Source organism: Pseudomonas monsensis (genome assembly GCF_014268495.2).
Taxonomy (GTDB): Bacteria; Pseudomonadota; Gammaproteobacteria; order Pseudomonadales; family Pseudomonadaceae; genus Aquipseudomonas; species Aquipseudomonas monsensis.
In genome coordinates, this window is the sequence record NZ_CP077087.1 from 4284031 (window position 1) to 4299481 (window position 15451).

General features: G+C 62.6%; 14 protein-coding genes. 7 read left to right on the top strand and 7 right to left on the bottom strand.

What is annotated here, in order from left to right:
• Positions 1–16: 16 nt before the first annotated feature.
• Entirely contained in the window at positions 17–550 is a 534-nt protein-coding gene (locus tag HV782_RS18805; protein ID WP_128614800.1) for a Csu type fimbrial protein, read from the bottom strand.
• Positions 551–654: 104 nt separating this feature from the next.
• Positions 655–1176 (bottom strand): Csu type fimbrial protein, encoded by a 522-nt coding sequence (locus tag HV782_RS18810; protein ID WP_123462341.1) that lies wholly within the window; start codon positions 1174–1176, stop codon positions 655–657.
• A 287-nt stretch (positions 1177–1463) separates the two neighbouring features.
• On the opposite strand from HV782_RS18810, the gene zapE reads away from it, so the two are divergent.
• Positions 1464–2591 (top strand): cell division protein ZapE, encoded by a 1128-nt coding sequence (gene zapE, locus HV782_RS18815; protein ID WP_123462338.1) that lies wholly within the window; start codon positions 1464–1466, stop codon positions 2589–2591.
• A 52-nt stretch (positions 2592–2643) separates the two neighbouring features.
• Complete coding sequence (locus tag HV782_RS18820) at positions 2644–3957, top strand: protein kinase (protein ID WP_186744431.1); 1314 nt, start codon at positions 2644–2646, stop codon at positions 3955–3957.
• Between the two features lie 102 nt (positions 3958–4059).
• Here the strand turns inward: HV782_RS18820 and HV782_RS18825 are convergent, their stop codons facing one another.
• A complete protein-coding gene (locus HV782_RS18825; RefSeq protein ID WP_123462334.1) occupies positions 4060–4764 on the bottom strand; it encodes a YebC/PmpR family DNA-binding transcriptional regulator in 705 nt (234 codons plus the stop codon).
• Between the two features lie 222 nt (positions 4765–4986).
• Here HV782_RS18825 and HV782_RS18830 point away from each other — a divergent pair, with 222 nt between their 5' ends.
• Positions 4987–6369, top strand: coding sequence for a type VI secretion system Vgr family protein (locus HV782_RS18830; protein WP_186744434.1), 1383 nt, complete (start codon positions 4987–4989; stop codon positions 6367–6369).
• A gap of 22 nt (positions 6370–6391) precedes the next feature.
• Here the strand turns inward: HV782_RS18830 and HV782_RS18835 are convergent, their stop codons facing one another.
• Together HV782_RS18835 and HV782_RS18840 are read right to left on the bottom strand one after the other, a co-directional pair.
• The gene (locus HV782_RS18835) at positions 6392–7783 is read right to left on the bottom strand and encodes an FAD-dependent oxidoreductase (protein WP_186744436.1); all 1392 of its coding nucleotides are present in this window, start codon (positions 7781–7783) and stop codon (positions 6392–6394) included.
• A gap of 73 nt (positions 7784–7856) precedes the next feature.
• Positions 7857–9182: an MFS transporter gene (locus tag HV782_RS18840; RefSeq protein ID WP_123462327.1), complete on the bottom strand. Its 1326-nt coding sequence runs from the start codon at positions 9180–9182 to the stop codon at positions 7857–7859.
• 268 nt (positions 9183–9450) lie between these two features.
• On the opposite strand from HV782_RS18840, the gene HV782_RS18845 reads away from it, so the two are divergent.
• Positions 9451–10323, top strand: a complete 873-nt coding sequence (locus HV782_RS18845) for a LysR family transcriptional regulator (RefSeq protein WP_123462326.1) — start codon at positions 9451–9453, stop codon at positions 10321–10323.
• Between the two features lie 119 nt (positions 10324–10442).
• Here the strand turns inward: HV782_RS18845 and HV782_RS18850 are convergent, their stop codons facing one another.
• Positions 10443–11303 carry a LysR substrate-binding domain-containing protein gene (locus HV782_RS18850; RefSeq protein ID WP_128615977.1) on the bottom strand — a complete coding sequence of 287 codons (861 nt, stop codon included), beginning with the start codon at positions 11301–11303 and terminating at the stop codon, positions 10443–10445.
• A 112-nt stretch (positions 11304–11415) separates the two neighbouring features.
• Between HV782_RS18850 and HV782_RS18855 the strand changes: the two genes are divergently transcribed.
• The 3 genes from HV782_RS18855 (at position 11416) to HV782_RS18865 (ending at position 14244) form a co-directional block, all read left to right on the top strand.
• Complete coding sequence (locus HV782_RS18855) at positions 11416–12525, top strand: 2-aminoethylphosphonate--pyruvate transaminase (protein WP_128615978.1); 1110 nt, start codon at positions 11416–11418, stop codon at positions 12523–12525.
• Between the two features lie 145 nt (positions 12526–12670).
• Entirely contained in the window at positions 12671–13498 is an 828-nt protein-coding gene (phnX, locus tag HV782_RS18860; protein ID WP_128615979.1) for a phosphonoacetaldehyde hydrolase, read from the top strand.
• A 191-nt stretch (positions 13499–13689) separates the two neighbouring features.
• Positions 13690–14244, top strand: a complete 555-nt coding sequence (locus tag HV782_RS18865) for a cytochrome b (protein ID WP_128615980.1) — start codon at positions 13690–13692, stop codon at positions 14242–14244.
• A gap of 178 nt (positions 14245–14422) precedes the next feature.
• On the opposite strand, the gene HV782_RS18870 is transcribed toward HV782_RS18865, so the two are convergent.
• Positions 14423–15358 carry a 1-aminocyclopropane-1-carboxylate deaminase/D-cysteine desulfhydrase gene (locus tag HV782_RS18870; RefSeq protein ID WP_186744438.1) on the bottom strand — a complete coding sequence of 312 codons (936 nt, stop codon included), beginning with the start codon at positions 15356–15358 and terminating at the stop codon, positions 14423–14425.
• Between the last annotated feature and the right edge of the window lie 93 nt (positions 15359–15451).

Here is a 15451-nt window from a genome sequence, read left to right on the forward strand (position 1 = left end):
GTCCGTCCTCTTCGGGTTACCAGTCGAGCGTCACCGTCAGCGTGTCGGTATAGACACCTGCCGGCACCGCGCGGGTATTCGCCACCACCGTGCCAAAGACCGGAATCGGTATCTGCGCACCGCTGGTGACAGCGAAATTGTGTTGTTGGCCGATGCTGTAGCTGCGGGCGCCGGAGGGATCGACGAACAGCTCATAGGGAAGGGTCTGGCGGCCATTGCTCAGGCGCCGGGTGTTACCGTCACCGTGGGTGCCGCCGTCGATGGTGACAGTGAAACCGGTGACCGAAGGATTGCAGGCCACATTGAGTTTGCCGCTGCTGTCGCCATCCAGACTGGCCTTGATCGGTGCATTCCAGGTTGGCCCCTGAGGGCCAAAGTCGAGGGTGCCGAGATGGCTGACCGGGCTGGCGGGACTGGATGCATGGGTCACCTCACAGCCGGCGATCAGGATCAGTCGCGCATGAATCTGCCCACTCACGGCTGCCTGTGCGTTTTCAGCGAGCAGCGCCAGCGTCCCTGCCGCCAGAACCATCCAGTGTTTACCTGCCATTGCGCCCGCCCTACTCCTTCAGGTTGACTTGACCACCGTGCTCATCATCGAACGCCCTTCCCTGCGTAATCCATTCCAGCGGGTTGCCGACTGCAACCGTGTGCTCACCAGGTGACCGTCACCTTGACCAGATCCGAGTAGCGGCTGACCCGCGGCACTTCGGCCAGCCGCTCGATCCGCGCATACAGCGGCAACTCCACAGTGCCGCTGTCGGGCACCCGGCCACTGACCGGCACATCCACCACCAGCGGCACCCGCCGCGCGGCATCCTGAAACAGGCGGTATGGAATCGGCTTGCCGCCCGCCGCACCGACCATGTAGCGCACCTCACCGACACCGCCATGTAAACCGCCGTCGACGCGCATCTGATAAGGCGTGTCCGGGTTGCACTCAAGGCGTGGCAAACGCTGGTTGGTCAGCGCCGCCGCCAAAGGTCCGGCAGGATCGTCGAGGCGTGCGGTGCTGCCAAAGTCGAGCACGCCCAGTTGTTGCACGCCCGCCTCGCGTTGCTGACCGATCAACTGGCAACCGCGCTGCACATCGACACGCACTTCGACCTGCAGATCTGCCGCCTCGACCGGTGCGACGAGCGCCCCCAGCAGACCGATGACCCCACGTACATTCACGGCGCTTTTCCTTGTCAGCGATCACTCGCACGGTCGTTACTGTGTTTCAGACTAGCAACGGTCGACGATTCCGCCAGTCGATTGGATCCACGCTTTTCCCGGGATATGTTTCGAAACGTTGGCAAACACGCCAGAAATGTCGCTGCAAATTACTGTACAACACCGCCAGACTTGTTCAGTGACCGCCCTCTCTCGACGAGCCGCGGTGGATGGCCGGACCGACCTCTGGTTACACTACGACGCCCCACTCCGGGGATCCGGCCCGATAAATACGGAGTGATCCTGAAGTGCCCGCCCGACCGTCCAAACGATCGCGTCTGACCCAACGCTGGCCAGCGTTGCGCCGCTGGTTCGGCAAAGGCTTGCCGGCGCACGCAGGGCAAGACGCCAGCGCCCAGTCGATCCGTGATTATTTCCGGCTCAAGGCCCAGAGCCAGGGTTACACCCTCAGCCACAGTCAGCAGCGCGTGATCGACTGCATGGCGCAGCAAGCCAGTCTGTTGTGCGCGACCCCGGCACACACGCCGCCGAGCCTGTACCTGCATGGCGCCGTCGGACGCGGCAAGAGCTGGTTACTCGACGGGTTCTTCCAGGCGCTGCCGATCAGCCGCAAACGCCGCCTGCATTTCCATGAGTTCTTCGCGCAACTGCATCAGGGCATGTTCCGGCATCGCGAGCACGACGACGCCCTCGCCATGACCCTGGATGAATTGCTGGAGGATTGTCAGGTCCTGTGTTTCGACGAGTTTCATGTGCATGACATCGGCGATGCGATGCTCATCACCCGGCTGTTCAAGGCCTTGTTCCAGCGCGGGACCCTGCTGTTGGTCACCTCTAACTATGCACCGGAGGGCCTGCTGCCCAATCCGCTGTACCACGCTCGCTTCAAGCCGGTGATCGAGCTGATCAACGCGCGCATGCAGGTCATGGAAGTCGGTGGTCCGCATGATTACCGCAGTCATGCGCGCAACCATGCGCATCAGCTGTTTACTCAGGGCCATTACGTATGGCCAGCCACCGCAGCCCAACGCCGTGACCTCAACCTGCCGCAACAGGATGCGCCGCCGTTGGCACTGCCGGTCGGCACCCGACATTTTCAGGCCCGTTTGTGCGAGGGCAGCCGCGTGGGTTTTACCTTCAACGATCTGTGTGAACAACCCACGGCGGTGATGGATTATCTGGAGTTGTGCCGGCGTTTCGACCACTGGGTCATCGACGACCTGCCGCTCTTGGACGAATGCTCGATCGCCGCCCAACAACGCTTCATCAACCTGATCGACGTGCTCTACGACCAGGACAAACACTTGACCCTGCTTGGCCGCCTGCCACTGCGCGAAAGCCTCGCCGGCCACGCCATCGACCTGGCCCGCACCCGCAGCCGTCTGGGCCAGTTACAGGAAATTCCACCGGCGTAGGCGCTGCCGTTATGATGGCGGCCATTCTTGCGACTCTGATGCGAATATTTCTATGCACACCCTTGCTCAATTGCGTGCCGGCGAGTTGTCGGGCATCACCCGTCTGGACCTGTCTTGCGGACTGACCGAGTTCCCGGCGGAGATCTTCGACCTGGCCGATACCCTGGAAATCCTCAACCTCAGCGGCAACGCCTTGAGCCGCCTGCCGGATGACCTGCATCGCCTGAAGCGTTTGCGCGTGCTGTTTTGCTCGGACAATCAATTCACCGAACTGCCGGCCTGCCTCGGCCAATGCGCGGCGCTGACGATGATCGGCTTCAAGGCCAATGCAATCGTCGATGTGCCCGCTGCCGCCCTGCCGCCACTGTTGCGCTGGCTGATCCTCACCGACAACCACATCGAAACCCTGCCTGACGCGCTCGGCGAACGTCCTCACCTGCAAAAGCTCATGCTGGCCGGCAATCGCCTGCAAGCACTGCCCGCAGCGCTGAGTGGTTGCCATCGCCTGGAGCTGATTCGCATCGCCGCCAATCGGTTGACCGAACTGCCGCAGTGGCTATTGACGCTGCCGAGCCTGACCTGGCTGGCCTACGCCGGTAACCCGCTGGAAACCGAGGCAGACGCCAGCGCCCTGGATGCCACGCCGTCGATCGACTGGTCGGCGCTGCGCCTGGAACAACAACTGGGCGAAGGCGCTTCCGGGGTGATTTCCCGGGCGCTCTGGCAGCGCGACGACGGTGCAGCGCAACCGGTGGCGGTGAAACTGTACAAAGGCGAGATGACCAGCGACGGCTCGCCGCTGCACGAAATGAATGCCTGCATCACCGCCGGGCTGCACCCCAATCTGATTCGGGTGGAAGGTCGCATCGGCGCCCACCCCGACGACCAGCAAGGGCTGGTGATGCAACTGATCGACCCGAGCTACCGCAACCTCGCGAGTCTGCCGAGCCTGGCGTCGTGCTCTCGGGATGTTTACGCCGAGGATTGCCGGTTCAGCGCCAACGTGGCGTTGCGCATTGCCCAAGGCGTGGCGTCGGCGGCGGAACACCTGCACCGGCAAGGCATCACCCACGGTGATCTGTACGGACACAATATTTTGTTGAACGAGCACGGTGACTGCCTGCTCGGGGATTTCGGTGCGGCGTCGTTTCATGCCACCACCGACACCCTGGAAACCCGCGCACTGCAACGCCTCGAAGTGCGGGCGTTCGGCGTCTTGCTGGGGGAACTGCTGGCGCGCATCGACTCGGGCCTGAGTGATGAACGGCGCGTCGTGCTGGAAGATCTGGAGCGGCGCTGCTGTCAGGCAGATGTGCTGGCGCGGCCGGGCTTCAGTGAAGTCATCGAGGTATTGGCGAAGCAGTGACCGCTGCGCGGTCAATCGCGAGCCCGCTCGCTCCCACCTTGGAATGCATTGCAACGGTGGGAGCGAGCCGGCTCACGATGAGGCACTTACTGATACAACCAATCAGCCAGCCAGGCCGACGAACATGTCCTGCACGTCATCGTGGTTGTCGAGGCCTTCCAGGAACGCTTCGACTTCAGCCATCTGCTCGTCGCTCAGGCCGCTGACCGGGTTCTTCGGCTGGTAACCCAGCTTGGCCGACAACACGGTGAAACCCTGCTCCGGCAGGGCTTTCTGCACGGCGTCGAGGTCGGTCGGGTCGGTCAGGAACAGGGTCGCGCCGTCTTCGCCGGCTTCGAAATCCTGGGCTCCGGCTTCGATCGCGGCCATTTCCGGGTCGGCGTCCGGAGTGTCCGGCGACGCTTCGATCATCCCGACGTGGTTGAAGTCCCAGGCCACGGAGCCGGAGGCGCCCAGTTGACCCTTGCGGAACGCCACGCGAATCTCAGCGACCGTGCGGTTGATGTTGTCGGTGACGCATTCGACGATCAGCGGCACCTGGTGCGGGGCAAACCCTTCGTAGGTCACGCGATGGTACTGCACGGTCTCGCCCAACAGGCCCGCGCCTTTCTTGATGGCGCGGTCCAGGGTTTCCTTCGGCATCGAGGCTTTCTTGGCCTGTTCAACCACCAGACGCAGGTGTGCGTTGGTGGCGGTATCGGCACCGTTGCGGGCAGCGATGGTGATTTCCTTCACCAGTTTGCCGAAGATCTTGCCCTTGGCGTTGGCTGCCGCTTCTTTGTGTTTAACCTTCCACTGTGCGCCCATTACTCACTCTCTTGATCTGTGGCGCCGAGACATCTATTGGCCGACGCGTGGCGCCAAGTTTATACGGCCTAAAGTCGTCAATCGACCAAAAAAATCGTCCTGCGAAATCGAGATCTTCACCACACCTTGTAGGGCGATTCTGAAAAGCAGCTTTAACCTGCCCCATCAGCGCTGTGGTTTCGTACCCTCTGAGCTTCGTTTCGCCTGACAGAGCCCGTGCGAATGCTCAATGACAAGGAAAGTCCCTTCACCCTGACCCTGACCACCAGCGGGTTGATCCTGCCGGTATTGCGCTTCGACGGCGAAGAGGCCCTCAACCAGCCTTATCGTTTCGACGTCGAACTGATCGGCCTCGCCCCCGCGATACCGCCGGGAGCGCTGTTGCAGCAACAGGCCTTTCTGCGCCTTGACTCACGACACGGGGTTCACGGCGTGATCCACAGCGCCAGCTGCGAACATCGCGGCACGCACCGGGTCGGCTACCGACTGGAGCTGGTGCCGCACCTGCACGGGCTGGCAGCGCCGGGCAAACGCCGGGTCTTCGTGCAACTGAGCGTGCCGCAGATTCTCCAGCGGTTACTCGAAAACGCGCTGCCGAGCGGCAATTACCGGATTGAAACGACCGTGGGCCATTACCCGGTGCGGCCGTTTTGCATTCAGTACGAGGAAAGCGATCTGGCGTTGTTGCAGCGCCTGTGCGAAGAAGAAGGCATCCACTACCATTTCGAACACCGGCCGGATGGCCATGTCGTGGTGTTTGCCGACGACAGCCTGAGCCTGCCGCAGTCGCCCACGTTGCTGCCGTTCGAGGCCGATGAGCCGACTCCGTCACCCCGGATCAGTTCGCTGTATCAGCAGCATCATGGCGCGCCCGTTGTGCCCCTGCATGCCGTGCGCAATCGCGGCCAGCAGGCGGGCGGTGAGGCGGCGGCCAATCAGACCGCGACGAATCCGCAGCCGTTATCCACTTCACCGGCACAACGCCATGCCGAGCAACGCAGCCGTCGGCACCTCGAACGGCAACGCTGTCAGCAGCGCTCGGTTCACGGTCGCAGCGACTGCGTGAGTTTGCTCAGCGGGCATTTGCTGCAAGTGCTGGAACACCCGCTCAGCCAATTCAACGAACAATGGCTGATCACCCACCTGCAACATCATGGGCAGCACCCGTCGATACTCGAACCGGCCTCGACCGCACACCGTTATTACAACGACTTCACCGCGCAGCCCTGGTCAACCGATTTCCGTCCGCCACTCAAGCAGCGGCGCCCCGGCATTGCCGGCTATCACCTGGCGCAGGTGTCGGGAATACCGGGGCGACCGGCGCAACTCGACGAGCACGGCCGCATGGCTGTCACGCTCTGGCCCGAGCACGGTGAACCCTGCGACGCGAGCGCCAAGCTGTGGCTGCCCATCGCCATGACCCGCGCCAGTAGCCGCATCTGCGCCGACGATTTGCCCTGCGCCGGCAGCGAGGTATGGGTGAGTTTCCTCGACGGCGATCCCGACCGGCCGATCCTGTGCCTCGCCGATTCACGTCAGCCCCCGCCCCGGGACATCACGCACAACGACGACTTGCTGCTCGACTGGCTAATGAATGCACCCTGACCTCTTCCTGCAGGAGGGGTGGTCAGCCTTTATCGGCCTTGCCCGCCGCCGCGGCAAACCTGGCCAGGCGCACATCCAGATGCCGTGGCCGGCGACCGTGATCCTCGGCGCGTTCCTTGCGGCGGATGGCGTTGCGCACCATCAAGGAGCCGAGGTAACGAATCGGCTCCGGCGGGAAATAGCCCAACGGCCCGTTGACCAGCGGTGAGCGTGTCCACGGGTTATCCAGCCCCTGCACCAGCGAGGCGAGAATCTGCCCGCCCATATGGCACGGGCCGACGCCGCTGCCGGAATAGCCAAAACCGTAGAAGACGTTACCGCTGTGGCTCATCTGGCCGAAAAACGGCAGACCGGTGACCGAGCGATCCGACGGGCCGTTCCAGGTTGCGTCCACTTTTACATCGGCAAACGCCGGAAAGAAATCGTCGAGGCTGCGCTTGAGCAGGCCGGCATACGGCGACGGCTGATCGAACACCGGCAGCATCCGCCCGCCATAGGCAAAGGTGTTGCCACCCTTGCCGAGCATGATCCGGCCGTCCGGGGTGTTGTGGTAGTAGTGCACGAAGATCCGCGAATCAAGCACGGTGACACCGCTGGTCAAACCGATGTCCTGCAACAGATCCGGGCGCGGCTCGGTGATCAGCATGTCGCTGGAGACAATTGCTACGCTGCGTTCGAACTGCGGGAAGGCACGAGCCATCCACGCGTTCATCGCCAGCACCACACGATCGGCGATGACGCAGCCGTCCGGCGTCTGGATACGCGCCGCACGCCCCTCCTCCAGCCCGGTCATCGCAGTGTGTTCGTGGATTTTCACCCCCAGTTGCAACGCCACCCGGCGCAAGCCGCGCACCAGTTTGCCCGGTTGCACACTGGCCGCCGCCGGCGAGAACCAGCCTTCCAGATGCTTGCTGGAACCGGCCATGCGCTGCACGTCGGCCACCGGGCGCTGGGTGAACGAGTTGATGCCGTTGCGTTCCAGCGCCGCGATCACCGCATCGGTCGTGCCGATCTGCGCGGCGTTGGTGGCGGTGTACAGCGTGCCGTCGAGGCGGTAATCGGCATCGACGCCGTACTGTTCACAGAACTCGCCAATGGCGTGGATGCTGCGTTCCGATTCCTTGACCAGGCGCACCGCTTCTTCAACACCGAACAAACGCTCAAGGGTGAAGTACTTGGCCGACCACGACAGCGCGCACCCGCCATTGCGGCCACTGGCCCCGGCGCCGCAGATGTCGGCCTCGATCAACAACACAGCGAGTTCGGGGTTCTGTTGCTTGAGCATGATTGCCGTCCACAACCCGGTGTAACCACCGCCGACGATGCACACGTCGGTGCGCACTTCGCCTTGCAGCGCCGGGCAAGCGTCGGAGGTGTCGGCCTGCAGGGCCTGCGCCAGCCAAAACGGTCTCATGGGATATCTCCAGTCAGATGGCCACGACACAGCCTGCCGCGAACACCGCAGCAGGCCGCGAGGCAAAGGGGGTTCAGGAACGCAGGGGTTTGATCTTCAGCGGGCAATTGGGAATGGACGCACGCGGCTCCATCACGCCGACCGGGCGGCTGTTCCAGTGCGGGATCAGCACCAGCGCCGAGAACAGCGCGCACCCGGCAAACACGATGAACACCGTCACCGAGTCGAAATAACCCGGCAGCAACCCGCCAAGGACCGCACCGACCGAGCCGCAACCGTTGACGAATCCGGCGGCAGTGGCGCCGGCCTTGGCCTTGCCGAAGTCGATGGCGGCCGCGCCGCTGATCATCGAGTCGGGGCCGTACAGAGTCAGGCCCATGACAAACAGCAGCGCCACCACCAGCAACACACTGCCGGTGTGCAAGGCGCCCATAAACAGCGCCAGGGTCACGGTCAGCGCCAGCAGGCTCAACACGCAGGCCGGCATGCGCCGGGCGCCGAACAGTTTGTCCGAAGCCAGGCCGATCATGATCGGCCCAAGCAACCCGGCCAGTTCGAACGACGTCGGAATGATTGCCGCGCCGACCTTGCCGACACTGGGCATCTGTTCAAACACGATCACCGGGCCCCACAGCAGAATCGCGTAACGCGCCGGTTTCAACATGAAGTACGCCAGGCCCAGCACCAGCACCGTGCGGTTGCGCAGGATTTCCTTCAACGGCTCCCAGACGCTGAGCTTGCTGTTGGCTTCGGTTTCCTCGGCGGACAGGACCGGCTCCGGCTCCACGGCCGGCAGGCCGACATCTTCCGGTTTGTTACGCTGGAAAATAAAGAACAATACCGCCACCACGGCGACCACCACCGCGCTGGAAATAAACGCCGCGTGCCAAGTGCCGATCAGCGTATACGCCCACCAGCCGGCGAACGGCGACGCCACCAGACCGCCAAACGCGTAGCAGGAACTCCACAAGCCAAGCACCCGCCCCCGCTGTTGCGCCGGGAAAAAGCTGCCGAGGTTTTTGCACAGTCCCGACCAGCCGGTGGATTGCGCCAGGCCCTGAATCAACATGCAGGTGGCAAAGATCGGCAGCGTGGCGAAACTGCCCATCACCAACGCTGCAGCGGCGGAAATCAGCAAGCCGCCCAGCACCACGACCCGTGGGCCAAAGCGGTCGGCGAGCATGCCCCAGGTGAATTGGCCGATGGCGTAAGCCGCCAGATAGATCGCATCGAGGTTGGCCATGGCCATCTTGTCGAGCATGAACGTCGGGTCTTCGGCGATGCCCAGCTTGGCCACCGAAAACGCTTTGCGGGTGAAGTAGAAAGCGGCGTACGCGAGCCAGGTGATAGCGAAAATCTGCATGCGCCAACGCGCAAGGGTGCCGATGTGCTTGTTCATTGTGGTTCTGACCTCAGGGTGTGAGTGTGCCGGCAGAATCGTTAAGTAAACGCCTGTGTTTTTTATTGTTGAGCACTGCGCCAACGCCCCATCCCTAAGGCGATAGCGGTCAGATGAGTCCTGCGGTTGCACGCACAGGCTCATCGCCAGCGCGCTGCCCGAACGGGCAGTCAGCGATGGCGTGAGCGGATCAAAGCAATTACTGTTTAATAAATAAAGTCGATTTATCGTATTTCACACATAAGCTCAGCTTATTACTGGAGGTTGCATGTCGGTGTCCCACGCCCAGCTCAAAGCCTTCCACGCCGTGGCCGTCCATGGAAGCTTCACCAAAGCCGCCGAGCGCCTTTTCCTCACGCAACCGGCTATTTCCGACCAGGTGCGCAAACTCGAAGAACGCTTCGGCGTGCTGCTGTTTCATCGCAATAAACGTTCCGTGCGCCTGACGGATCTTGGCGAACGCCTGCTGGCAATCACCCAGCGCCTGTTCGTGATTGAGGCTGAAGCACAGGAGTTGTTGCAGGAATCCCAGGCCTTGCAGACCGGCAGCCTGATTCTGGCAGTGGATGCGCCGGTGCACGTGTTGCCGCAGATTGCGCGGTTTTGCGAGCGCTACCCGGGCATCAGCGTGAAGATCGAGACCGGCAACACCGATGAATCACTGTTTCGCCTGTTCAACTACCAGGCCGACCTGGCCTTGCTCGGGCGTGATGTCAGCGATGAACGCCTGCTGTGCGTACCGCTGCGCAACGACCCGATGGTGGCGTTCGTCTCTCGCCATCACCCGTGGGCCGAACGTGAGTCGATCTGCCTGGCGGACCTGGATGACACACCGCTGGTGCTGCGCGAACACGGCTCGGTGACGCGCCAGACCCTGGAAGAAGAAATGGCCCGGGCGGGGTTTCGCATTCGCCCGGCGATTCAGGTTGAAGGCCGGGAAGCAGCGCGCGAGGCGGTGGTGGTGGGGATTGGTGTCGGGGTGGTGTCGGCGGCGGAGTTTGGTGCGGACTCACGGGTGTGCGCGTTGCCGATTACCGATTGCACCCGGCGCTTGACCGAGACGCTGGTGTGTTTGCGTGAGCAGAGTTCGCGGCGAGTGGTGGCGACGTTCCTGGATATGGTTCGCAAGAGTCTGGTGTAAACAGGTCTGGCCCCATCGCTGGCAAGCCAGCTCCCACAGAATTGGTAGTGGCCCCGAATTGGTGTACGACGCCATCCCTGTGGGAGCTGGCTTGCCAGCGATGAACGCACCGCGGTGTATCAGGCCGGTGCCAGACCAAAGAACGCCCGAATCAAGCGCAACTCCTGCCGCCGCTCCATACAGCCGATCATGTGTCGATTGACCAGCCCTTCCCCGACAATCGGAATCGCCACCACCCGCGGATCATGGCTGACCTCCACCGACGACACCACGCCAACCCCCAGCTCGGCCGCCACCGCCTCGGTCACCGCCTCGCGGCTATCGAGTTCCAGCAGCACCCGCGGATTGACCGCCGCCTGCGCGCACGCCTGGTCGAAGGTACGGCGAGTGATCGAACCCGGTTCGCGCAGCACCATGATCACCTGATCGAGCGCCTTGAGCTTCAATTCCCCGGAGCGCGCCGCCCAAGGGTGCCCCGCCGGCACCAGCGCGCAGATCCTCGACTCGCTCAGCGCCTGCAGATGCAGGCCCTTGCGTGGCTCGACCTCGGTCAGCACCGCTACGTCCGCATGCTCCGATATCAGCGCCGCGAGGGTTTCCTGAGCATTGCCCAGACGCAAGTTCACCGTGATCCCCGGATAACGCGCACGCAGGCTGGCGAGCATCGGCATGACCATGTGCGGGCCATCCGCCGCCACCTCCAGGCGCCCGGTCAGCAACTGCCGATTCGCCTCGAGCAAGGTCTGCGCCTCTTCGGCCAGACCGAACATTGCCCGGGTGATCGCCGCGAGTTTGGTGCCCTCCTCCGTCAGTTCCACCCGTCGCGCCGTGCGCCGCAACAGGGTGATCTGGTAGTGCTCCTCCAGCGCCTTGATGTGCCCGGTGACGGCTGGCTGGCTGATGAACAACCGCGCAGCGGCGCGGGTGAAGCTGCCTTCGCGGGCCACGGCGTCGAAGGCACGCAACTGGAACAGGTTCATGAATAACTCTCACTGATGGCTGGCATAACAACAAACAATTTGATTGATAGACCGGCGAATTGCAACGTATGCCCCGTAGCTTCATCCCACCGCGCAATCCGAGGACACACGAATGAGTATCGCCGAACCCATCCTGCTCACTCCCGGCCCGTTGACCACATCGGCCCGCACCCGTCAGGCGATGATGGTCGACTGGGGGTCATGGGATGACCGCTTCAATCAACTGACCGCCAGCCTCTGCGAACAATTGCTGGCAATTCTTAACGGCGCGGCGACTCACCACTGCGTACCGTTGCAGGGCAGCGGCACCTTCGCCGTCGAAGCGGCGATCGGCACCCTGGTGCCCCGAGACGGCAAAGTCCTGGTGCTGATCAACGGTGCCTACGGCAAGCGTCTGGCGAAGATCTGCGAAGTGCTCGGCCGTTCCTTCAGCACCTTCGAAACCGCCGAAGACGAACCGACCACCGCCGCCGATGTTGACCGGCTGCTGCGCGCCGACGGCGCCATCACCCACGTCGCGCTGATTCACTGCGAAACCAGCACCGGCATTCTCAACCCGCTGCCGGACATTGCCGACGTGGTTGCGCAACACGGCAAGCGCCTGATCATCGACGCCATGAGCTCGTTCGGCGCACTGCCGGTGGATGCGCAAAAAGTGCCGTTCGATGCGCTGATCGCCGCGTCCGGCAAATGCCTGGAAGGCGTACCGGGGATGGGTTTCGTCTTCGCCCGCAAAGAATCACTGGCTGCAGCGGCCGGCAATTCGCATTCGCTGGCAATGGACCTGTATGACCAGCACGCCTACATGCAGAAGACCGGCCAGTGGCGTTTCACCCCGCCGACCCACGTGGTCGCCGCACTGCACGAAGCCCTGCTGCAATACAACGAAGAAGGTGGCCTGTCGGCACGCCATGCGCGCTACGTCGCCAATTGCCAGGCACTGATGGAAGAAATGGCTGGATTGGGGCTGCGCAGCTTCCTGCCTGCCGCGATTCAGGCACCGATCATCGCCACCTTCCATGCGCCGAAAGACCCGCGCTACCAGTTCAAGGACTTCTACGAGCGGGTCAAGGCCAAGGGCTACATCCTCTACCCCGGCAAATTGACCCAGGTCGAAACCTTCCGCGTCGGCTGCATCGGCCACGTCAGCCCCGACGACATGCGCCAGGCCGTGGCGGCAGTCGGTGAAGTGCTGCGCGAGATGGAAGTTCTCGACATCTAAGCTCCACACAAAAATCCCCTGCCGGAGTAAGCCCGCTCGCGATGAGGCCGCGTCAGTCGATGACGTTGTTGAATGATCAACCGCTATCGCGAGCAGGCTCACTCCTACCGTTTGAATTGCATTGCCAACTCAGGAATTGATTGCCATGAATTATGTAAATCCAGACAAACTGCAAGCCGCCATCCTCGACTGGGCCGGCACCGTGGTCGATTTCGGCTCCTTCGCCCCCACCCAGATCTTCGTCGAGGCCTTCGCCGAATTCGATGTACAGGTCTCCATCGAAGAGGCCCGTGGCCCGATGGGCATGGGCAAGTGGGATCACATCCGCACCCTGTGCGATCAGCCGCAGGTCGCCGAGCGCTATCGCAAAGCATTCGGCCGCACACCGACCGACGATGACGTCACCGCGATCTACAACCGCTTCATGCCACTGCAGATCGAGAAGATTGCCGAGCACTCGGCGCTGATTCCCGGCGCCCTGGAGACCATCGCCAATTTGCGTCAGCAGGGGATCAAGATCGGTTCCTGCTCGGGCTATCCGAAGCAGGTGATGGATAAAGTTGTGCAACTGGCCGCCACCAACGGCTACATCGCCGACCACGTGGTCGCCACCGACGAAGTGCCGAACGGTCGCCCTTGGCCGGCACAGGCGTTGGCCAACGTGATTGCGCTGGGCATCGACGACGTGGCCGCGTGCGTGAAAATCGACGACACCGTGCCGGGCATTCTCGAAGGTCGTCGTGCCGGCATGTGGACCGTCGCGCTGATCTGCTCCGGCAATGCGCTGGGCCTGGATTACCAAGGGTTCCGCGCCCTGAGCAGCGACGTGCTGGCCAGTGAGCGCAAGCGTATCCACGCCCTGTTCGCAGGCTCGCGCCCGCACTACATGATCGACACCATCAGCGATCTGCCGCAAGTGATCGCCGACATCAACAAGCGTCTGGCCAACGGTGAAATGCCGCAATCGAGCTGATGCTGTCGCTCGCGACAAACAAAAAACGCCAGTGTCTGCCCGACACTGGCGTTTTTTATTGCCCCACCCCTTGATTCAGAGCAGTGAAAGACCGATCAGCGTCAGGCAAATCCGCCAAAGCGGATTACAGTTAAAGCAGGCCGTCGCACAAGAACGGCACGACTCGACCCTGATCTGTGAGGAAACACCGTATGCCGTGGACAAGTTCCGAATCACGCTACAGCACCGTGTCGGTCCTGCTGCACTGGCTGATGCTGGTGTTGTTGGTGCTGGTGTACGCCAGCATGGAATTGCGCGGTATCTTCCCCAAAGGCAGCGGCGGCCGCACGCTGATCCGCGAAGTGCATTACATGCTCGGCCTGACCGTGTTCGTGCTGGTGTGGTTTCGCCTGCTGGCGCGCAGCCTCGGCCCGGCGCCGAAGATTTTCCCCGCGTCACCACGCTGGCAGATCACTGTGGCGCGGCTGATGCATTGGGCGCTGTACCTGTTCATGATCAGCATGCCGATTCTCGGCTGGCTGATTACCAGCGCCGAAGGGCATCAAGTGATGTTCTATGGTTTCGACCTGCCGCTGCTGGTGGGGGAAAACAAGGCATTCGCCAAACAAGTGGAAGGCTGGCACGTGCTGATCGCCACAATCGGTTACTGGCTGATCGGGCTGCATGCACTGGCGGGGATTTATCACCACTATGTGGTGGGTGATAACACGTTGTTGCGGATGATGCCCAAACGGGTCGAACGCTGATCTCCAGGCGGGCGATTGGCTTGGCGCTGAGGGGATTTACCTGTGGCGAGGGAGCTTGCTACCGCTCGGCGGTGCAGTCGTCGTAAACCCTGAGGTCGCGATTAATCCAGCAACCCGCGTCATCCGGTTTTGGGCTGCTGCACAGCCCGGCGGGAGCAAGCCCCCTCGCCACAGAAAGTTATTCGCCCGATGGCAGGGGGCTGAATCCTCTACGTCCCTGCAACCCACCGCTATGCACGAAGACCAGCCGAGTGCCATGTGCAAACCGGCCCGCTTCAATGCGTTGCTTGAGCGCCAGCAAGGCCTTGCCGGTATACAGCGGTTCCAGCGGTACACCGCTGACCTGTTCGGTCTGCTCGATGAATGCCAGCAACGTTGGATCGACCTTGGCAAATCCGCCCCGACTGGCGTCGATCAGCTCGTACCCGCCAGGGCCCAGGCCGGCTTCGTGAAGGATCATCTCGACCTGCGGCGTGACGCCATGATCCTCCGGCACCGCGAGAGCGCCATATACCGGGTGCTCGCCCGCCTCGGCCAACACCAACCCGGCCAGGGTGGTTCCGGTGCCGCAGGCCAGCCACCAGCCGTGGTAATCGTCCCAGCCAAGATTGCTTAATTGTGCGCAAACCTGCGCCTTTAGTACCTTGCAGCCCAAGGCGCCCGCCAATCCTCCGCCGCCCTCCGGCACCGCCTGCAACGTCGGATATTGCGCCTGCCACGGCACCCAGAAATCCGCTGCATGCCGCGCGCGATAACCGGCAAAACCCAGCCAGTGCAGGTGCATGCCAAACGCCTGCAGGTCCTTCACCGTGGGCGTTTGCTGCGCATGGCCACGCAACAGCCCCACGGTTTTGAACCCCAACCGCTTGCCTGCCGCCGCCAACGCATGCAGATGATTGGAATGCGCGCCCCCAAGGCTGATGATGCCTTCGGCGCCCGCGAGATCGGCCGTCTTGAGGTGTTCGATGAGTTTGAACCACTTGTTGCCGCTGATCAGCGGGTCGATCCGGTCCAGACGCAGGATCGCGACCTCAATGCCGGCGCGGGTGAGCCAGTCGAGTTGAAGGGGTTCAAGAGGGGCTTGGGGCAGCCAGTCGGAGGAAGGCAAAAACATGAAAGCGGTTCCGGAACAAGAACCGCCATCTTAACAGCCACAACACATCCCGCTGAGGGAGCGGGCTTACTCGCTCCCACAGGGGTTATCGCT